The 20,331-nt window shown below is 32.4% G+C and carries 18 protein-coding genes; 15 read left to right on the top strand and 3 right to left on the bottom strand.

The annotated features are described in order from the left end of the window. Positions 1–249 precede the first annotated feature (249 nt). Entirely contained in the window at positions 250–528 is a 279-nt protein-coding gene (locus tag BR43_RS20095) for a hypothetical protein (protein WP_169741005.1), read from the bottom strand. 183 nt (positions 529–711) lie between these two features. On the opposite strand from BR43_RS20095, the gene BR43_RS01040 reads away from it, so the two are divergent. From BR43_RS01040 to BR43_RS01025, 4 genes are all read left to right on the top strand, one after another. Beyond that, entirely contained in the window at positions 712–1,344 is a 633-nt protein-coding gene (locus tag BR43_RS01040) for a histidine phosphatase family protein (RefSeq protein ID WP_034558525.1), read from the top strand. A gap of 72 nt (positions 1,345–1,416) precedes the next feature. Continuing rightward, a complete protein-coding gene (locus BR43_RS01035) occupies positions 1,417–2,091 on the top strand; it encodes a tetratricopeptide repeat protein (protein ID WP_034558523.1) in 675 nt (224 codons plus the stop codon). A 23-nt stretch (positions 2,092–2,114) separates the two neighbouring features. Further along, positions 2,115–4,679 carry an SF1B family DNA helicase RecD2 gene (recD2, locus tag BR43_RS01030; RefSeq protein WP_034558521.1) on the top strand — a complete coding sequence of 855 codons (2,565 nt, stop codon included), beginning with the start codon at positions 2,115–2,117 and terminating at the stop codon, positions 4,677–4,679. A gap of 76 nt (positions 4,680–4,755) precedes the next feature. Next, entirely contained in the window at positions 4,756–4,980 is a 225-nt protein-coding gene (locus tag BR43_RS01025; protein ID WP_034558518.1) for a hypothetical protein, read from the top strand. A 469-nt stretch (positions 4,981–5,449) separates the two neighbouring features. Here the strand turns inward: BR43_RS01025 and BR43_RS01020 are convergent, their stop codons facing one another. Together BR43_RS01020 and BR43_RS01015 are read right to left on the bottom strand one after the other, a co-directional pair. Continuing rightward, a complete protein-coding gene (locus tag BR43_RS01020; RefSeq protein WP_034558515.1) occupies positions 5,450–6,388 on the bottom strand; it encodes a diacylglycerol/lipid kinase family protein in 939 nt (312 codons plus the stop codon). Positions 6,389–6,477: 89 nt separating this feature from the next. After that, entirely contained in the window at positions 6,478–6,882 is a 405-nt protein-coding gene (locus BR43_RS01015) for a VOC family protein (RefSeq protein ID WP_034558513.1), read from the bottom strand. 269 nt (positions 6,883–7,151) lie between these two features. On the opposite strand from BR43_RS01015, the gene BR43_RS01010 reads away from it, so the two are divergent. From BR43_RS01010 to mltG, 11 genes are all read left to right on the top strand, one after another. Next, positions 7,152–7,910, top strand: a complete 759-nt coding sequence (locus BR43_RS01010; RefSeq protein WP_034558511.1) for an ABC transporter ATP-binding protein — start codon at positions 7,152–7,154, stop codon at positions 7,908–7,910. 18 nt (positions 7,911–7,928) lie between these two features. After that, a complete protein-coding gene (locus tag BR43_RS01005; protein ID WP_034558509.1) occupies positions 7,929–9,764 on the top strand; it encodes an ABC transporter permease in 1,836 nt (611 codons plus the stop codon). Between the two features lie 314 nt (positions 9,765–10,078). Then, positions 10,079–10,927 (top strand): YitT family protein, encoded by an 849-nt coding sequence (locus BR43_RS01000; RefSeq protein ID WP_211252891.1) that lies wholly within the window; start codon positions 10,079–10,081, stop codon positions 10,925–10,927. A 376-nt stretch (positions 10,928–11,303) separates the two neighbouring features. Beyond that, on the top strand, positions 11,304–13,949 hold the full coding sequence (gene alaS / locus BR43_RS00995) for an alanine--tRNA ligase (RefSeq protein ID WP_034558506.1): 2,646 nt from the start codon (positions 11,304–11,306) through the stop codon (positions 13,947–13,949). 301 nt (positions 13,950–14,250) lie between these two features. Next, positions 14,251–14,388 (top strand): hypothetical protein, encoded by a 138-nt coding sequence (locus BR43_RS19780; RefSeq protein ID WP_157463894.1) that lies wholly within the window; start codon positions 14,251–14,253, stop codon positions 14,386–14,388. Between the two features lie 335 nt (positions 14,389–14,723). Then, the gene (locus BR43_RS00990; RefSeq protein ID WP_034558504.1) at positions 14,724–15,578 is read left to right on the top strand and encodes a DUF6574 domain-containing protein; all 855 of its coding nucleotides are present in this window, start codon (positions 14,724–14,726) and stop codon (positions 15,576–15,578) included. Between the two features lie 41 nt (positions 15,579–15,619). Next, positions 15,620–17,089, top strand: coding sequence for a zinc ribbon domain-containing protein (locus BR43_RS00985; protein WP_034558502.1), 1,470 nt, complete (start codon positions 15,620–15,622; stop codon positions 17,087–17,089). Between the two features lie 191 nt (positions 17,090–17,280). Beyond that, the gene (locus BR43_RS00980) at positions 17,281–17,550 is read left to right on the top strand and encodes an IreB family regulatory phosphoprotein (RefSeq protein ID WP_034558500.1); all 270 of its coding nucleotides are present in this window, start codon (positions 17,281–17,283) and stop codon (positions 17,548–17,550) included. Next, positions 17,547–17,969, top strand: coding sequence for a Holliday junction resolvase RuvX (ruvX, locus tag BR43_RS00975; protein WP_034558497.1), 423 nt, complete (start codon positions 17,547–17,549; stop codon positions 17,967–17,969). The genes BR43_RS00980 and ruvX overlap by 4 nt, the downstream gene beginning before the upstream one ends. Before the next feature lie 64 nt (positions 17,970–18,033). Beyond that, positions 18,034–18,345: a DUF1292 domain-containing protein gene (locus BR43_RS00970; RefSeq protein WP_034558494.1), complete on the top strand. Its 312-nt coding sequence runs from the start codon at positions 18,034–18,036 to the stop codon at positions 18,343–18,345. A gap of 788 nt (positions 18,346–19,133) precedes the next feature. Continuing rightward, a complete protein-coding gene (gene mltG, locus BR43_RS00965) occupies positions 19,134–20,291 on the top strand; it encodes an endolytic transglycosylase MltG (protein ID WP_034558491.1) in 1,158 nt (385 codons plus the stop codon). Positions 20,292–20,331: the final 40 nt, after the last annotated feature.

Below are 20,331 nucleotides of genomic sequence, written 5' to 3'. Positions count from 1 at the left end.
GAAATAAAAAAGACGAATTTCTTTTATTTATAAGGGGATTTTGTCTTTTTTATCTACTGAAACGGCTAGTATGATGAGCTACGATAATTTATTAATTCTTATAAACTGGTTTAATAGCTCATATTCAAGACTGTCTATCCCTATCTAAATAGTTTTTTCTAAAACCTTTAGGCAGAACTGAGTTGCTAAGTACTTTTCATCTAAATTAGTGAGTTTGTTGAGAACTTATTGTAGATATTCTAGATAAATCTATGCAATAAAATTCGCATCATTATTTTTGCTAAATATTTCTACACCAACAAGGGCTTCATTTAATAACTGATTTTCTATTGGCGTATTTACACAGATGCACCTGTTGATAGAAAATGAAAATAGTTCATTATAATGATCAGAGAGAATTTTTTTTAAATAAGTAGTCTCTGTAATTAGCCTAGTTTCATTGTTATTTTTGAAGTCATCAATTGTTTGACAATCTATTTTTAGATAGTATGCAGCTATTCTCATTTTTTTAATCGTATTTTTTACCAAATTATAGTTTGGAATGAACTAGAAAGTGAAGATGAAAAACTGAATACTAGAAATGAAGAAGGGGGGATATCTAAATCAATGGTTGTCCCTAAGTAAATAATTAAAAATTAGCCCAATCCTTGAATTTAATAGTGAATTCAAGGATAATAGATTAAAAGCTAGTAGAGAAAAGAGTGTGAGACGATGGCAAAATTATATTTTGTACGACATGGAAAAACAGAATGGAATCTTGCACGTAAACTGCAAGGGAAAAATGGAGACTCACCTTTATTGGAAGAAAGTTATTTAGAAACAGCGCTTCTAGGCGAGCGTCTAAAAGACATATCTTTTGCCAAAATAATCGTTAGCCCACAAAAGCGCGCAGTATTAACTGCTCAAACATTAATCGAAGAGTTTAATGAAGTTCCACCAATTTCTTACGATGCAGGTTTAAAGGAGTTTGGCTTAGGTGAGTTAGAGGGCGTTTTAATTGAATCTGCTATTGAACGCTATCCAGAGCAAATGCATCATTTACGCAATAATCCTCATGAATATGATCCAGAGGAGTTTCAAGGTGAAACTTATCCAGAATTAATTAAACGTAGCAGTCAAGTAGTTAACGAAGCTGTCGCTCAACATCCGAATCAAGATTTATTATTTGTTGCTCATGGAATGACCTTAGTCACTTTAATTCAAACCTTATCAGGTAAGCCACTAGAGCAAATTCGTAAAGCGGGTGGAATTGATAATAGTAGTTTAAGTATTATTGAAGTCAGTGATGCAGGGTATGAACTTATTTTATGGAATGACACCGCACACTTAGACTCTTTTAAATAAGGAAAAAGACTAGTTTCCTTAAGTTTAATAGTGTAAAATAAAAAGGTTGAGAAAGAATGTGAGGTAGTCGAAATGGATCGTAATCAAAAAGCATTTGAGTATTGGGAAGCAGGAAAACACACACAAGCCATTAAAATTTTATTTGAAGAAATCGAACAACAGCCAGATTCAGTTGCTGGATATTATAATTTAGCCAATATGTTATTCATTGCGAAAAAAGAAGCTGATGCAAAAGCCGTCCTTGAGTTAGCAAATGAAAAGAATCCTAATCATCCAGAAATACTCTATGCATTTGGTACCTATTATTATCAAATACAAGATTATCCGCAAGCGATTCATGCTTTTTTAAAGGTTTCTGTTAAAGATAACTATTTAAAAAAAGATAGCCTTATTATGTTGGCACAATCCTATTTAGCTTTAGAAAATCCTAAAAAGGCATTAGCTTTTTTATTGACTGCAGAAACAGAAAATATCAATGACTCTGAGTTGTTGCTTTTAATTGGGAATACATTTATGCAAATTGAAGCTTTTTCAGAAGCTAAAATTTATTTTGAAAAGGTGATGGTACTAGCTCCAAAGCAGCCAGAAGCGTGGTTGAAAAGAGGACTAATTGGTATGATATTAGCAGAAGAACCCGCATCGTTTGAGCTTTATTTTGATCAGGCGCGTATGCTAGATGAGTCTTACTATCAAGTGCAAATGAAACGATTAGATGAAATTCAAACATTTATTCAAAAAAACAAATAAAGTAGAGAGGATGCTGATAGAAAATGACCATGCAAGAAAATTTAGATTTATTTACGACTAATGAACCCTTTTTAGTTGGTCAAGTGATGGCGATTTTCTATCAAAATCCCACGAATTTTTATAAAGTTATTTTAGTTCGTGTTATTGAAACAGATAGTAATTTTTCCGAAAAAGAAATCGTTGTAACAGGCAGCTTTGGTCAAATTCAAGAGGAAGAAGTTTATCGTTTTCATGGTAGCTTAGTTGATCATCCTAAATTTGGCGTTCAATTTGTGGCAACCAGGTATAATCCAGAGCGACCAACTTCAGAAGCAGGAATAGTTGCATATCTGTCTAGTGAAAAATTTCCAGGTATTGGGAAAAAAACAGCTGAAAATATCGTAGAGGCCTTAGGTGAACATGCGATTGATGAAATTTTAGCAAATCCAGCTGTTTTAAAAATGGTGAATGGATTGAATCAGAAAAAGATTGATTTGATTGCTGAAACGCTTCAAGCGGGTGATGGGATGGAAAAAATTATTATTGGATTAAATGGTTTTGGCTTTGGAAATCAATTAGCTTTTACAATTTATCAAACCTATCAAGAAGAAACTCTCGAAATTATTCAAGAAAACCCGTATCAATTAATTGACGATGTAGAAAATATTGGTTTTAAGAAAGCCGATGCAATTGCAGAACAACTAGGTTTTGCTGCAGATTCACCAGCCCGTTTGAAAGCAGCTATTTTATATTCATTAAATGAATTGTGTCTTGGTCGTGGAGATACTTATGCTTTAGCGGAGCCACTTTTAGAAGAAACTTTACGTGTTTTAGAAGAAAGCCGTGCTTACGTAATTGATCCAGATTTTGTCGCGAATGAATTGATTGGCTTGCTAGAAGAACGTCGTTTAATTGAAGATCAAGAAAAGCTCTATATTAATACATTATATGCAGCAGAGTGGGGCGTTTCAACATCAGTTAAGCGCCTTTTGGAACGTAAAAAGAAAATTAGTTATGAGGGTCATGACATCCCTAAAGAGATAAGGCGCTTAGAAAAACGTTTGGGTATTTCCTATGGGGCTTCTCAGATTCAAGCAATTGAAGAGGCTGTTGTTTCGCCATTATTTATTCTGACTGGTGGTCCAGGAACAGGGAAAACAACAGTTTTAAATGGGATTGTTGCCTTATTTGCTGAATTAAATGGACTATCTTTAGATATTAATGATTATCATAATGCTATTTTTCCAATTTTATTAGCGGCTCCAACTGGTCGAGCAGCGAAGCGGATGAATGAATCAACAGGTTTGCCAAGTAGTACAATTCATCGTTTATTAGGATTAAATGGACGTGAAAAGAATACAGATCCGATTTCAGAGCGAGAGCTAGAAGGAGGTTTATTGATTGTTGATGAAATGTCGATGGTTGATATCTGGTTAGCCAATAGCTTATTGAAGGCTGTACCTACGAATATGCAAGTTATTCTAGTGGGAGATAAAGATCAACTGCCATCTGTTGGTCCTGGTCAAGTATTACATGATTTAATTGGCTCAAAATTGATTCCTAGTATGGAATTGAATGAAATCTATCGTCAAGGAGATGGTTCTTCAATTATTCCATTGGCCCATGAGATTAAAGATGGCAAGTTACCAGAAGATTTTACTAAAAATAAAAAAGACCGTTCATTTTTTGAATGTGATACTATGCAGATTGAAAATGTGATTCGCCAAGTTGTTGAACGAGCCAAGTCTAAAGGGTTTTCTTCACAAGATATTCAAGTGTTGGCACCAATGTATCGAGGTCCTGCAGGAATTGATGCCCTGAATAAGATGATGCAAGAGATTTTTAATCCAAATGATACAGGAAAACGCAAAGAATTAAAGTTTAACGATAAAGTTTATCGAATTGGCGATAAAGTCTTGCAACTGGTTAATAGTCCCGAATCAAATGTTTTTAATGGGGATATGGGTGAAATTGTTGGAATTAGTTATGCAAAAGAGACGGACGATAAAGTAGATGAAATGACGATTCAATTTGATAGTAATGAAGTGACCTATAAACGGAATGAATGGAATAAAATAACGTTAGCCTACTGCTGTTCAATTCATAAATCTCAAGGTAGCGAATTTCGCATGGTTATTTTACCAATGGTCCGAAATTATAATCGCATGTTACGGAGAGATTTATTATATACTGCTATTACTCGCAGTCGTGATTTGTTGATTTTATGCGGAGAACCACAAGCTTTTTGGACATGTGTAGAACGTTCTTCTGATAATCGGTTAACAACTTTAAAAGAACGTCTATTAGACTCTGAAGATCAAATTGTCTTTGATGAAGATGTTATTTTTCAACCAACTACTCCTAAAGTACAACGTGAAGAAGAAAACACAGTTCCAGTAAAAGAAATTCAACCAATAAAATCTGTAGATACAGAAAAAGCAGTTCAAGAAATGAATTTATTTGAGCTTGAAGAGGAAGCAGAAGAGTATCAAGTGGAAGCAGAAAATAATGAACCGATTAGTTATATTTTAACGATGAAAATGGTTCAAACGAATCAGGTAGATCCGATGATTGGTATGAATCAAATAAATCCATATAACTTAAATTAGCTAAAAAAATCAAAGAATATAGTTTGAAGTTATTCTTTGATTTTTTTTAATAACGAAATGAAAAGGGATACATAGTATGCTGAATAGTGAATGCATATTAACTATAGTATCTATAAAAACGGACTATTTAGGAATAATGGGTTCTGTAGCAGGTGGAGAAGCGATGTTGCTTGGAAATAAGTGTAGTGCCAAAAGAATAGTGATTAGTGTTTGGAGTAAAGTAGTTTATCTTTTTCTTTTTTTGACGAATCAATCTGTAGCAAATAATCAACTTTTGCCATTAGCAAGAAAGAATTCATAAGGCTGGTCGGAATTCTGGTAATGTATTGGTTTTGATAAATTAGAAAATCAAGAGCAAGATAGTTCCTTTACTGCTGAATGTAGAAAATATATGAACATTCATGCATGTGAGTTTCAAAATCAAATTTAGTTAAGAAAGATACAGCGCCTATCTATAAATAAGGCGCAACAAGAATTCATCTAGCAAACTTATGGAGAACTTCTTTTGGTATTATTTTTTGCACGTTATCAGGAGAAGAATTTTGATGAAACTTTTCCTATAGCTATTCAAAAAAACTTACTTATTTGGGATTTACTTCACTAACCAAAGAGGAATTGCACCTAATCAATCAACAAGTGGCAGAATTAATGAAATAGGCTCAAGTAAATAAAAAAGTGTCTAAAACAAACTTAATTTAAGTCTTGAATAGAAGTGGGACAAGATAAAAAGGATCTGACAAAAAAATTGTCAGATCCTTTTAGTTTTATGGTTAAAACCAAAAGTTACGTGAGACAGTGGAAAAATGACTGTCATATACTTGTCGACCAAGCTCTTCCCCATCTGCCTGACCATCTTCAGCATTAAGAGTTTGGATATGAATGGACCGACCACTAAAATGTTTTACAGATTTAAAATGAGTATGCAGGCCACCAAGCATCATACATAAAAATAAAAAAGCGATTTTCAAAATTGGTAATTTAGAAAGAATAATCACATCAATAATTCCGTCATCTGGTTTGGCCATAGGAGCAATTTTAACCCCACCACCAAAATAAGCATGGTTTGTCGTTGTGACTAGGAATGCTTGGTTAATTCGTTGTTTTTTTCCATCAACCTCAATGAATATTGGAAAAGCAGGCTGAGTAAAATAGGCGCGAATTAAAGAAGCAAGATAGGCTAACGACCCTAAGTTATACTTGTTTAAAATAACTTTAGAGGAAGAATTATTTGTTAACTTTACAATCAATGCATCAAAACCAATTCCAACATTGTTAACAGCATATCCTAAAGTTCCTTGTTTTTTTTCTTGATGAAAAAGTACATCTAACTTTTTAGAATGAGTTGTATTTAAAATTTGTTTTAAGGCCTCTAAAGGTTTTTTTGAGATACCAACACCTCGAGCAAAATCATTTCCAGATCCAGCAGGAATATAACCTAAAGGCAATGTTGCAAATTCTTCAGCTAATCCTTGAATTGCTTCATGTAATGTTCCATCACCACCAACAACAACGATTAAATCAGTTTCTGCATTTATTTTACTAGCTAGTTGATGGACCAGTTTGATTGTCTCGCCAGCATAAGTACTTTTGCTGGAAAAGTATGAAAGAGTGGTGGATTGTAAATAATTCTCCAGTAATTGCCAGACTTTTTTCCCATTTCCACTGCCAGAATACTCATTAATGATAAAATAATAATTTGTTTTTTTCACAGTAAGGTTCCTTATCTTTTAACGTAGTACTCATATTATAACCAATATTATTCACGAAGTAAAAATATTTTTAAGGAACCCCTTCCAAATCAGACTTGGAAATCTAAATTCCAAGTGACTTGGTATTGATCAACGAGTTTTCCATAATAAGCTCCCCAGAATTGTTTCTCTAAAGGAACTTTGATTAACCCATTTTCAGAAAGCTTCCCGTAGATGGTTTCCATTTCAGCTAAATCATCAAAAGTTAAGGTTAATCCAACGTTTGATCCTACAAGTGTAGTAGAATTTGGAAAGGTATCAGAAGCATAGATTTTTAAGGGACCACTATTTAAAACACTGTGCATCACACGCTGTTTATAGGGATCAGCTAACGTAGGGTCCGTGTCACCCATCCGTAAAATTTCTAAATCACCACCAAAAATACGTTGATAAAAATGTTGTGCAGCATCGGCTTGATCTTCAAAAGCTAAATAAGGATAAATAGGTTGCTTCATAATTTTGAACTCCTTTAGTAATTAGTTTTATTTAGTATAAAATATCTTAAACTAAAGCACAAACGTTAGGCTTAGAAAATAGAGCACAAGTGTCATAAAAAACATTCAAGCGAATGACAAAACTGTAAGCTACGTTGTACTTTATGTAAGCCGAAGCGAAGGAAATGCAAAAAAGGCTATGTTAAGATAAATGAGAACAAAGGATTTGTGAGGGATCTTTTGATCTTGTTAGTTAAGAGAAATTCAATTGAAATTTAGGAGGAAATACAATGGGCCAATCGGTTGTAAGTGTAAAAAAAATTAGCAAAGTTTATGGTAAGAAAAATGAAAATCAATTTAAAGCACTAAAAGAGTTATCTTTTGAAGTTGAAAAAGGTGAGTTTGTTGGAATAATGGGTCCATCGGGATCTGGGAAAACAACTTTACTGAATGTATTATCAACTTTAGATAAACCAACTTCTGGTTCAATTAAAATTGCTGGAAAAGACATTACCCATTTAAATTCAGATCAATTATCTGATTTTCGTTCTAAAGAATTAGGATTTATTTTCCAAGATTTTAATTTATTGGAAAATTTAACAATGTATGAGAACATTGCATTGCCATTATCGCTACAAGATGTCCCATCACCAAAGATTAAGCCTAAAGTAGAAAAAATTGCTGAAACATTGGATATCACTAGAATTTTAGGTAGCTACCCAGCAGAAGTTTCTGGCGGACAAAAACAGCGCGTTGCAGCAGCGCGTGCATTAGTTCATGAACCGGCTATTTTATTAGGGGATGAACCAACTGGAGCGTTAGACACGAAAAATGCAAAAAGTTTATTGGAATCAATGAAAAGTTTAAACGAAAATCAAGATGTTTCCATTCTACTTGTAACTCATGATGCCTATAGTGCAAGTTATTGTAAACGAATTTTATTTATTCAAGATGGAGTTATTTATAAAGAAATTCACCGTACAACTACAAGAGAAGACTTTTATCATGAAATTTTAGATGTCTTAGCTGATTTCGGTACAGATGAATAGGATTGGAGTGGAAGAATTGTGTTATTAAAACTATCATTATCAGGAATTAAAAGTAAATTAAAAGATTATATTGTCCTTTTGATTGGGCTTGTGATGTCTAGCTCGATTTTTTATATGTTTCAAACATTAGCAATGAATCAAACCTTTTTAGAAAAAAATTCAATGATTCGTATGTTAAGTTTTGTTTTCCTAGCAGGATCGATTTTACTGGGTATTATTACTGTTGTCTATATTTTATATGCAAATTCTTTCTTATTGTCTTTGCGTCAAAAAGAGTACGGAATGTATATGACCTTAGGGGCAAAGAAAAAGAAAATTAGTAAAATGATGTTTATTGAAACGATGATTGTTGGAGTTACTTCATTGGTAATTGGAATCGTTGTTGGCATTTTTTTAGCACAGTTAGTAGCAAGTCTACTTATGCAACAATTGGATTTTAGTTCACCTGAATTCAGTCCAATCTATCTACCTGCTATTCTAACAACAATTATTTTCTTTTTAGTTTTGTTTGTTTTAGCCGCCTTTATTAATGTAATTAAATTAGCTAGACTATCAGTTTTAGATTTGATTCATGGCGAAAAACAAGCAAATCACATTGTCATCAATAAAAATAGAATGATCCTTCAATCTTTTATTTCCTTTATCTTATTAACGATTGGTTATCTTGCTATGATTAATATCATCAAGTTTCAATTGTTGGGTATTGGTGTAGCTCTGGTTACTATTACTGGAGGTACATTCTTATTTTTTAAAACATTTTTACCATATCTCATTCACAAATTAAAAGAAAACCGTCGAATTAGTGAGAAAAAAATCACCATTTTTACATTATCACAATTGAGTTTTAGAGTGAATGATCTAACTAAAATTTTGGCAGTAGTGACGATGCTTATTGCCTTAGCAGTAGGTTCAATTTCTGTTGGAATCGGCTTTAAAAATAATATTGGAATTATGATGAAATCCAGTGCACCATTCGATTTAACAGTTCGTAATCCAACAAAAGAGCAAGAAACTGAAATTGCCAAAATTAAATTTAATTCTAAACAAGTATATCGTTATAAAATTGACGGACAAATGCAATATTTTATTCAGGAAGAATTAGCAAAAAAACCTTTGAAGCAACGTAAAGATGGTATGCCCGAAGCAGGAAAACCCAATTTTTCAACAGTAACAGATAAATTAGAGGCTGGAACAGTACTAAAAACGGAGGATAGTTATCAAAATCCTTGGGTAAATGCTTTTTCACAAGTCCGTGATGACCATATTGATTATGGCAAAGATTTGCCAATTAAAATTGTGACAGAAGCTGAATTTGCTCAAATTAGTAGTGAAGAAAATAAATTAGTTGTAGGGGATACAATTGATTTTATGAAATTTTTACCAGAACTGAAGCAAATAGATCGTATAGAAAAAGCTCGGGAACCAAAAGTTGATATGTTAACAACGAAATATGAAGCTTATAATATCTGGAATACTCTTTCTAGTGGGACAGTCTTTATGGGACTATTCTTAGGATTCGCCTTCTTGGCAATGATGGCTAGCTGCTTAATGTTTAAAGTCTTAACAGGTGCAGCCAATGACATTAGTCGTTATGAAATGTTAAGTAAAATTGGTGTTCGTAGAAGTTTACTCATTCGTTCAATTTATAAAGAGATGTTCACAATCTTTGCTTTTCCAGCAATTCTTGGAGTTATTCATGTATTATTTGGAATGCAAATGTTCAAAACTTTATTGTTTTCACCTTATTATCGAATATGGATTCCATTCCTAATTTTTGTTGTAATCTATGCGATTTATTACTTGATTACAGTGTATTTATATAAAGGAATTGTCTTGAAAAAGGTTAAAAAATAATCAAAAAAAGTGGTTCATTTTAAATAAATGAACCATTTTTTTTGACTAAAAAACCACCTGATTCGTGTCAGATGGTTAATAAAGGATGGGGTTAAAAATTGTTTCTATTGGAATAAATTAAGTATACCAACCATATATAAATTTAACGTCTATCTTTGTGTAAATTGTTTGTAAAAATAAAAGGTAAATTAAAAAACATATTTTTATAGAATAGCTGGTTAAAAAGGTTTGTACAATTAGGATAGGCAATGATAGAATGGTCTAGGACTTAAATTAAAGGAATAAGGGGAAAGAGAATAGTGAAGAAAAAATTAATGGCCAATAAACGTGCTATGAAAGCGATAGATATTCTTTATGTTTTAGTAGGAGCTTTTTTTATTGCGTTAGCAGTCAATTGCTTCTTCTTGCCAAATCATATTGTTTCAGGTGGCGTTAGTGGTCTGAGTGTTGTTTTAAATTATCAATTTGGTTGGCAGCCATCTGTGCTTTTATTTGCTATAAATGTTCCATTGTTGATTTTATGTTTTGTTTGCTTTGGTGTACAGGCAGGTTTAAAAACGATTTTAGGTAGTATGATTTTACCGGTGTATGTAGCTTTAACAAGCCAATGGTCTCCGATAACCGATAATCCATTATTAGCAGCACTTTTTGGTGGGATTTTGGCAGGATTGGGAATTGGAATTGTTTTTAAAGGCAATGCTTCAACAGGTGGAACAGGGATTATCGCTTTGATTATTCATAAATATCTACGCTTACCAATGGGAGGGTCAGTGGCATTAATTGATGGGTTGATTGTTCTATCAGCGCTTTTAGTTTTTAATGTTGAAACAGTTATGTATTCGTTAATATCTTTGTTTATTATTAGCCGAGTCATTGATTTGGTTCAAGTTGGCTTTAATCGTTCTAAAAACGTTATGATTATTTCAACATCAATTGAAGAAATAAAAAAACAAATTTTAACAGAACTGGATCGTGGTGTGACGAATATTGCTGTTCGCGGTGGTTATGGCAATAATGAACAAGAAATGTTGATGTGCGTCATTCCAGAACGCGAGTTTAATCAGCTAAAAGAAACAGTTTTAGAAATTGATTCACATGCTTTTGTAGTGGTCATGAGTGCTAGTGAAGTAATGGGTCGTGGCTTCAGCTTACTGAAAGAATAAAAAGAGTAAAGCTGTTGATGCTAATTTTTTATTGACAAATATTTCTGCATCTCCTATACTTGAGACATTAGTAAAAGGCCATATCAGTTTAATTTAGTTATTTATAGAAAGATTTTCCTTGGCTGAAAGAAAATCAATAACCTTAAATTCGATGCTCCCTTTTCATAAAATATAGTAGAAATACTATCGCTTCTCGCGTTATCGAGACTAAAGAGGTAATGAATTCATCCAGTATGATCATTGCAAACAAGGTGGTACCGCGAAAAATCGTCCTTGTATGCAGTGAGTATGCTGGTTTTTTTGTTGTTTTATGGATCGATAGGAAATAAATAAAGATGTTTAAAATATGAGATGAAAATTGAAAGGAAGAATTAAAATGAAAAAATTATCAAGTTCAGAAATACGCCAAATGTATTTAGATTTCTTTGCATCAAAAGGTCATAAAGTAGAACCAAGTGCTTCATTGGTACCTTTTGAAGATCCAACTTTACTATGGATTAATTCAGGAGTAGCAACATTAAAAAAATATTTTGATGGATCAATTATTCCAGATAATCCAAGAATTACGAATGCACAAAAAAGTATTAGAACTAATGATATTGAAAACGTCGGAAAAACTGCGCGTCACCACACATTATTTGAAATGCTAGGCAATTTCTCAATCGGTGATTACTTTAAAGAAGATGCAATTATCTGGGCATGGGAATTCTTGACAGATGAAAAATGGTTAGCGTTAGATCCGGAAAAACTTTATGTAACCGTCTATCCAGAAGATACAGAAGCACGTCGCTTATGGAAAGAAAAAGTTGGTTTAACAGATGATCATATTATTGATGTAGCAGATAATTTCTGGGATATTGGAGCAGGCCCAAGTGGTCCAGATTCAGAAATTTTCTATGATCGTGGTGAAAGTTTTAATGATTTGGCTGAAGGTGATCCAGAAAATTATCCTGGTGGAGAAAATGAACGTTATTTAGAAATTTGGAATTTAGTTTTCTCGGAGTTTAATCATAAACCAGATGACACTTACGAGCCACTTCCAAATAAAAATATTGATACAGGTATGGGTTTAGAACGTGTTGTTTCAATCTTACAAGACGCACCAACTAACTTTGAAACAGATTTATTTATGCCAATTATTCAAGCGGTTGAAGCGATGAGTGATCATAAAAAATATGCAGTGAACCCAGCGGATGATATTTCCTTTAAAGTGATTGCCGATCATGTTCGTGCAGTTAGTTTTGCAATTGGTGATGGTGCGTTGCCATCAAATGAGGGTCGTGGTTATGTTTTACGCCGTCTATTACGTCGTGCAGTAATGCATGGAAAAAAATTAGGAATTCACAAAGCCTTTATGTATCAATTAGTCCCAGTTGTCGGGGAAATTATGAATAGTTATTACCCTGAAATTTTAGACCAAAAAGAATTTATCGAAAAAGTGATTCGGACAGAAGAAGAACGTTTCCATGAAACGATTAACGATGGTCTAACAATTTTAAGTCAGCTAGTGAAAGACTTGAAAGCAGATGGAAAAGATACAATTAACGGGAAGGATATCTTTAAACTTTATGATACCTATGGTTTCCCTGTAGAATTAACTGAAGAATACGCTGAGGATGAGGGCTTAAAAGTTGACCATCAAGGTTTTGAAACTGAAATGGAGCAACAACGTGAACGTGCACGTTCTGCTCGTAGTGGAGAACAATCAATGGGTGTTCAAAGTGCTTTGTTAGCTGAAATCAAAGCGGATAGTGAATTTATTGGCTACAATTTAACAGATACAACAGGCAAATTAGAAGTGATTGTTAGTGATGACTCATTAGTTGATAGCGTAAAAGCTGGTGGAACTGCCCAACTAATCTTTAACCAAACTTCATTTTATGCTGAAATGGGTGGACAAGTTGCGGATAAAGGCTTAATTAAAGATTCCAAAGGCAATTCTGTCGCAAAAGTAGTCAACGTGAAGAAGGCACCAAGTGGTCAGCCATTACACATTGTTGACGTGTTAACTGAGCTACAAGTTGGAGCGGATTATGAACTAGCTGTTGACCCAGTATTACGTCGTAAAATAACTCGTAACCATACTGCAACTCATTTATTGCACCGTGCATTAAAAGATACGTTAGGTGAGCATGCGAATCAAGCTGGTTCATTAGTCGCACCAAATTATTTACGTTTCGACTTTACACATTTTGGTCAAATTACGCCAGAAGAATTAGTTGAAATGGAACGAATTGTGAATGAAAAAATCTGGGCTTCATTACCAGTTGTAACGATTGAAACCACAATTGATGAGGCAAAGAAAATGGGTGCAATGGCTCTATTTGGTGAAAAATACGGTGAACATGTTCGAGTAGTTAATGTAGATAATTATTCAATTGAGTTATGTGGTGGTGTTCATGTAACGAATACGAGTGAGATTGGAGTCTTCAAGATTTTATCGGAGTCAGGTATTGGAGCAGGTGTACGTCGTATTGAGGCTGTCACAAGTGAAGAAGCTTATCTTGCCCTATTTACTGAACAACAACGCTTAAATGAAGCAGCAGCTTTAGTGAAAGCACCTCAAACAAAAGAAGTACCAAATAAAATCAGTCAGCTACAAGCTGAATTAAAAGAAGCTCAAAAAGAAAATGAATCTTTACAAGCTAAATTAGCGAATGAGCAAGCTGGTGAAGTCTTTAAAGATGTTCAAACAGTTAATGGGATTACTATTGTGACAGCACAAGTTGAAGTGAAAGATATGAATGGGTTACGTCAACTTGCAGACCAATGGAAACAAAATGCAGTTTCAGATGTGTTAGTTTTAGGCTCTGTTCAAGGTGGAAAAGTTAGCTTATTAACAGCTGTTAATCAAACAACTATTAAAAAAGGTCTAAAAGCTGGTGATTTAATTAAAGAAATTGCTCCACTTGTTGGCGGTGGCGGTGGTGGGCGTCCAGATATGGCTCAAGCTGGCGGGAAAAATCCAGCTGGATTAGCAGATGCTCTTTCCAAAGTAACCGAATGGGTTGCTGCAAAATAGATAAAATCATAACGAAATAAAAGAACTAGGCTTCAAAAAGTTAGAGAATAAAATTCTAACTTTTTGAAGTTTTTTTATGATTAATTTATAGAAGAAAAGAATAATTAGCCGTACTGTCGCTAGTTGGAAAAGTGGATTGAAGTGTAAAAATATAAATTTAGCCAATAAAATTACAAATTCTTGACAAGAGTGTACAAATGCATTATTATAAGTATATAAAACATACGAACGATCACTCATTTGTTTTCGCTTAAACTTTAAAAGATGAGTAATGAACTACTATACGAATGGAGGAATTACAATGGGACATTCTAATAAAAAGAAGCAAAATCATGATCATCATAAAAATAAGGAACCACGTCGTCGCAGAAAGTTACCAGGCTGTTTGCCAATAATTCTTATTGGTTTAGCCATTCCAGCAGTTACATTATTTTTTTAATAGGGAAAGGACTGAAAATAAATGGATATTATTAACCAAATCTTACAAGCTTTGCAAGACCTAATAGTGAATTTTATAACGATTATAAAAGATACATTAATCAACTTTATTAATAATTTTAATCCATTTGGATAAAAATTTAGCTTAGAAAAATAGAATTTTTAAATAAAAAAACTCATAAGAGAATTCAGTTAATTTTGAAATTGAATTTTTTTATAGTTTTTTTATTTTATTGTTATTTAATAAAAAATGTATAATTATATTGAAAAAAAGAATAAACTATGTAATAGTTAAAAATGGTATTTATTATATACCTAGAAAATGGAGGTTGGAAAATGAAGAAATTATGTGAAAAATGTGGAGCAGAATTGCTACCAGAAGAAGTGAAATGCCCTACTTGTGGAACTGAAGTAAAGGAAATCAATATTCAAGAAGGCTCTACTAAAGAAAAACTGGCTGGAAATGAGTCTGTAGAAATGGAGGTTGAGGAAATAAGTATGAATCAAAAGCAAGACGTGCCAAAAGATACACAAAAAACAACAACTTTTAATAGTGAGAAAATGAAACAGATTTCTTTGGATTATTGGAGCTTTATAGTAAAAACAATAAAAAAACCGATGTCTTCTTATCAAGAAAAAAATCCAATATTTGGTTATTTAACAATTTGTTTAAATTCAATTTTAGTAGCAATTATGTTAACTAGTTTTACTGCAAAAACAGTGGGTTCTTTGTATTCCCTTGGTGGCGGAAGTAGTTTTGGTTTTGTTGTAGGAACATTTTTTAAAGCCTTTATTTTAGTTTTGATTTTTACATTAGTTTTTATGGGAATACCATATGGAGTGCAAAAATTTATTATGAAGCAAAATCCTAACTTACCTAGTTACTTGACACATCTTTCTGGAATGATGATGCCTGGTGTAGTTTTAATTGCTGTTGGCGCACTGTTAAGTTTAGTTGTTAATGTGACATTAATCACAACCATTCTTTACCTACTAATAGTAGCTTTGATGATCTTTGCCATTGCTTTTACAATTTCTTTAATTATTCCAAAAAATGATAGCTCATTAGATCGAATTTATATTATTACAATTAGTTGGTTAGGCAATTTTATTATTCAAACACTTATTATCAAAATTTTACTAACTAGCATGTTTTCAGACATGAGCAGCATCTTCAGTTATTTATTCTAACAAAAATAGATACAAAAAAGACTAGTATGAAGGAGAAATAGATGAAAAATTGTTTATATTGTGGACATCAAGAAAACCAAGAAGAAAGCTTGTTTTGTGAGAATTGTGGAAGTTCGTTTGTTTCAACTGAACAAAATGATGAATTTAGCGCATTGCATGTTGAAATGACAGGAAATCGACCTGAAATTGAGTTCAATCAAAGTACAGAAAAGATAGTAGATACTAAAGAAAGTAAAGTTAGAAAACCACTAACAAAGAAGCAAAAGACGGTATTTATTTTAATCGGTGTTGTACTGTTGATCAGTGTTGGGATTTTTTCATTTGGGAAAACGTATTATACTAAAGAAAAGCAAGTTCAACGCTTTGTCACAGCCCTTGAAACAAAAAATACGAATCAAGTAACTAAAATGTTGGTAAGTGACGATCGAGAATTAAAATTAGATAAAAAAAATGTTGGCTCTTATATTAAATTTATTAGTAAAAATAAAGGCTACCTAGCAAGTTTAGAATCAAGTCTGAAAAATAGCAATGGATTGTTCGATTATCAACTGTCAGATATTGCTTTAGAAAAAAAAGGCAAACATTTATTATTTTTTGATAAATATAACTTTAAAATTCAACCAGTCTATGTGGAACTTTCAACTAATAGGAAAGATGCTACAATTTATGTTAATCAAGAAAAAGTAGCAAAATCAGACAAAAAATCTTATTCAACAAAAGTTGGACCGTATTTACCTGGGGATTTCATTTTTAAATCAGAAGCAAAACTTAAGAATGAAAAATTACACAATGAATCAAAAGAAACTATTTCTTATACTTTGGGTAGTGTAACTAGCAATGTTGATTTAGAATTAACGAGTGTCAAATTTACTGTGGAAAGCAATGTAGATGGAGCAGAAGTCTTTGTAAATGATAAAAAGGTTGCTAGTATAAAAGATGGTGAGACAGAAGTTGGACCTATTGCCTTTGAAAAAGGAATGCAGCTACAATTAAAAAAGAAATATGATTGGGGTACAATCAAAACTGAAAAAGAAGAAATTACGACTTATTCTTCTACCTATTATTCAGATTTTGAAAATCAATTGAGTGAAGATCAGGCAGAACAACAATTATCCAGTATTTATAGAGAAATTAGTAGTAGGATTCCTAAATCAGATGCTACAAGCGAAAAACAATTTATTGGTTATTTTTCTGAGGGTGTAGAGAATGAACAATACAAGGCCTTTGCTGAGTATATTAAAACAATGCAAGCAGAAGAAGGAATAAACCGTGTTTCTTTTGATATTAAAGTAGCTAGTATTGCTCAAACTGGGAGAAAAGAATACAACATTGTTTATGATGTAGCCTATAATACAAGTTATAAGTTTAGTTTAAATAAACCCAAAAATGTGGAAAGCTTCAAAATAACGGCAGACGTTAAGGTAGACGAAGATGATTATCAAAATCTTAAGTTAAAAATAGTGAAATTTACTAGTGAACCAGAGAAGACTGTTGATAATAATACTAATTAAGCTAAAAATTTAAAACTAGTAGGATGAATTTACGGTTACAATTTCCAATTTTTTATTAAAAAATGTTTTATTCTAAAGAATTGTAAGAAAAAAAAGAAAAACTTAAAAAATGAAATACGAATAGACATTGTAGTTTGTTAAACTTTCTTGTAGAATATAGATTAGAGGCAATAAAGAATGGGGTGTAGAGTGTGAGTTCAATAGATGAAACAGTTCGTTTTGATTTTGGCGAAAACCATGAAAAAAATGTTAAAGAAACCTTGACATTAGTTTATGCCGCGTTAGAAGAAAAGGGATACAATCCGATTAATCAAATAGTTGGTTATTTACTTTCAGGTGATCCTGCCTATATTCCACGTCATAAAGATGCACGTAATTTAATTAGACGTCATGAACGTGATGAAATTGTTGAAGAGCTAGTCAAGACATACTTGAAAGAGAGTGACCATACAAATAAATGAGAACAATGGGATTAGATGTAGGTTCTAGAACAGTAGGAATTGCCATAAGTGATCCTTTTGGATGGACTGCGCAAGGTATTGAAATTATTCGGATTAATGAAGATGAAGAAGAATTTGGTATTTCTCGTGTCCTAGAATTAGTCAAAGAATATGAAGTTACTAAATTCGTCATCGGTTTACCTAAAAATATGAATAATTCAATTGGACCTCGTGCAGAAGCTTCAATGCGTTATGCAGAATTATTGAAAGAGCAGATAGATTTGCCAGTTGCTTTTCAAGATGAGCGTTTAACAACAGTTCAGGCTGAAAGAATGTTAATCGAACAGGCGAATACTTCTCGAGAAAAACGTAAAAAAGTCATTGATAAGGTAGCAGCAGTGATGATTTTGCAAAACTATCTAGATGGCAATCCGAGCTAGCTTTTTTTATCAATATGCTGTAGAATGAAGCTGAGACCACATATTTTTAAAGGAGTGTTGCAGAATGTCACACGATCACAACCACGACCATGGTGATGAACACCACGATCATGAACATATCACAATTATTGATGAAAATGGAAATGAAGAATTATACGAAATTCTTTTTACATTTGATTCAGATGATTATGGTAAATCATACGTTCTAGTTTACCCAGCAGGAATTCCTGAAGGTGAAGAAATAGAATTACAAGCATTCTCATATGTTGAACAAGAAAATGGCGATCAAGGCGACTTGAAACCAATTGAAACAGATGAAGAATGGGATATGATTGAAGAAGTTTTAAATACTTTCATGGCAGATGAAGAAGAATAGAACTTAATTTGAAGCTAAGTCCCTGATTGGGGCTTAGCTTTTTTTGTATAGATAAAGTGTGATAGATAGTCAATAAATAGCTACAACTATAAACTGGAATAAGTGGATAGGGAAAAGCAAATTCTTTTTTTATAGTTTTTAGAAGAGCTAGTTAAAGAATACGAGCATTCTTTAACTAGCTCTCAGATATGCTGTGATGAGAGGGAGTATATTATAGTAGGAAGTTACAAGATAATCAGAAAAATGGATGACAGGATAGTTAGGACCCTCTGTAATTCAGTGAAAGGGTGAAAAACTTTTTTTGACTAAATAAAAATAAATTAAATTGTAGTCTTTCAGTAAATTTGTTTTATTTATTAGCCATATTTTTTTAAGGCCGCTATTTGTTGGGTAACGGATTGAAAAATTTTATCATTGTTCTCCCATGATTTAGCTCTCAAAACACTCACTAAAATCCACCTTAGTTGTAGTAATGGTACTTATATATTGTTGAGTGTTAAAAAGGAACTATATTACATTGAAGAGGAAAGAGTTGTTAATAATTTTATAAAAAACAAAATTTCACTAGGATATTTTTAAAAGATAAGATAAAATAGTAGAGTTGAGAATACAAGCTAAAGTTTACTTTATGGAAATTAAAAGATGATTAAGAGAATTTCTGCTTAATTCTTTATATTTTAGTTCTCATTAATAAAATTATCATGTATAATGGTTGAAGTTAGTTTAGTTAAGAAATTAAAGGAAGATTAAGAATAGAGTTCTTTAATTTGTAGTTAGGAGGGTCTTTCTTGGGAAATAACAATGAGAATCAGTCTGAAAAAAAGGAAAAACTTACAGCTGAATCGCACTCAAGAACATTAGAGAGAGAAAAAGAGTCAAACATGGTGAGAAAAATTGTACTTAGTATAATTTCAGTATTGGTGGTTTTATTAGTCATATTGGGATTAGTTGGCTATAGTTACGTAACAAGTTCCTTGAAACCTTTAGATCCTAAGAGCGAGAAGAAACTTTCTGTTGAAGTTCCAATTGGTTCAACTTCAAAAGAAATCGCTAAGATTTTAGAAGATAAAAAGATTATAAAAAGTGCATTAGTTTTTAATTACTACGTAAAAACTCAAAATGCTGCTGACTTTTTAGCTGGTTTCTATGAATTTTCACCTTCAATGACATTAGATACGATTATCAAAGATTTACAAAAAGGTGGAGGTACGGATCCTTCCAAAATAATTTTGATTAAAGAAGGATATACTTTAGATGAAATTGGTAAAGCAATTGCAGATTCAACGAAATTTAAAGAAAAAGACTTTATGGAATTGATTCAAGATCAGGAATTTGTTAATGAAATGCATAAAAAGTATCCTAAATTATTAGATAGTGCAATGGCTGCTGAAAATGTAAAATATCGATTAGAAGGTTATTTATTCCCAGCTGTCTATGATTTTTCATCCAACATGACCTTAAATGAAATTGTTGAAAAAATGATTAGTAAAACAAATGAAGTGCTGTATCCATTTTATGGAACCATTAACGGACAAGCAAAAACAGTACAACAAGTCTTAACAGTCGCTTCTTTATTAGAAAAAGAAGGTGTCACTTACGATGACCGTACAAAAATTGCTAGTGTGTTCTATAACCGAATTAAAGAGGACATGGCATTACAAACGGATATTAGTGTGCTTTATGCATTAGGTGAACATAAGGAATTTATCTCAATCAAAGAAACTGAAGTTGATTCTCCATACAATCTATATGCAAATAAAGGTTTTGGTCCTGGACCATTTAATAGTCCAAGTTTAGAAGCTATCAAAGCTGCTTTAAATCCTGCAGATACAAATTATCTGTTTTTCCTAGCGGATACAGATACTGGAAAAGTCTATTATGCAGAAACGTATGAAGAACATTTAGTTCTAAAAGAGAAATATATTGATAGTAAAGTAAAAAAATAAGCGAATAAAGTTACAAAAAAAGCATTGAGTCAATTGACTC

The organism is Carnobacterium gallinarum DSM 4847, assembly GCF_000744375.1.
GTDB classification, from domain to species: domain Bacteria; phylum Bacillota; class Bacilli; order Lactobacillales; family Carnobacteriaceae; genus Carnobacterium; species Carnobacterium gallinarum.
This window is presented reverse-complemented; position numbering and strand designations above follow the sequence as displayed.

What these genes read in the sequence shown, in the direction of transcription:
- BR43_RS01000 (WP_211252891.1), top strand. Translation starts at nt 10,079, where the DNA reads ATGGCCAATAAACGTGCTATGAAAGCGATAGATATTCTTTATGTTTTA.
- BR43_RS00985 (WP_034558502.1), top strand. Translation starts at nt 15,620, where the DNA reads ATGAAAAATTGTTTATATTGTGGACATCAAGAAAACCAAGAAGAAAGC.
- alaS (WP_034558506.1), top strand. Translation starts at nt 11,304, where the DNA reads ATGAAAAAATTATCAAGTTCAGAAATACGCCAAATGTATTTAGATTTC.
- BR43_RS00970 (WP_034558494.1), top strand. Translation starts at nt 18,034, where the DNA reads ATGTCACACGATCACAACCACGACCATGGTGATGAACACCACGATCAT.
- BR43_RS01040 (WP_034558525.1), top strand. Translation starts at nt 712, where the DNA reads ATGGCAAAATTATATTTTGTACGACATGGAAAAACAGAATGGAATCTT.
- ruvX (WP_034558497.1), top strand. Translation starts at nt 17,547, where the DNA reads ATGAGAACAATGGGATTAGATGTAGGTTCTAGAACAGTAGGAATTGCC.
- BR43_RS01010 (WP_034558511.1), top strand. Translation starts at nt 7,152, where the DNA reads ATGGGCCAATCGGTTGTAAGTGTAAAAAAAATTAGCAAAGTTTATGGT.
- BR43_RS01035 (WP_034558523.1), top strand. Translation starts at nt 1,417, where the DNA reads ATGGATCGTAATCAAAAAGCATTTGAGTATTGGGAAGCAGGAAAACAC.
- BR43_RS19780 (WP_157463894.1), top strand. Translation starts at nt 14,251, where the DNA reads ATGGGACATTCTAATAAAAAGAAGCAAAATCATGATCATCATAAAAAT.
- BR43_RS01015 (WP_034558513.1), bottom strand. Translation starts at nt 6,882, where the DNA reads ATGAAGCAACCTATTTATCCTTATTTAGCTTTTGAAGATCAAGCCGAT.
- recD2 (WP_034558521.1), top strand. Translation starts at nt 2,115, where the DNA reads ATGACCATGCAAGAAAATTTAGATTTATTTACGACTAATGAACCCTTT.
- BR43_RS00990 (WP_034558504.1), top strand. Translation starts at nt 14,724, where the DNA reads ATGAAGAAATTATGTGAAAAATGTGGAGCAGAATTGCTACCAGAAGAA.
- BR43_RS01025 (WP_034558518.1), top strand. Translation starts at nt 4,756, where the DNA reads ATGCTGAATAGTGAATGCATATTAACTATAGTATCTATAAAAACGGAC.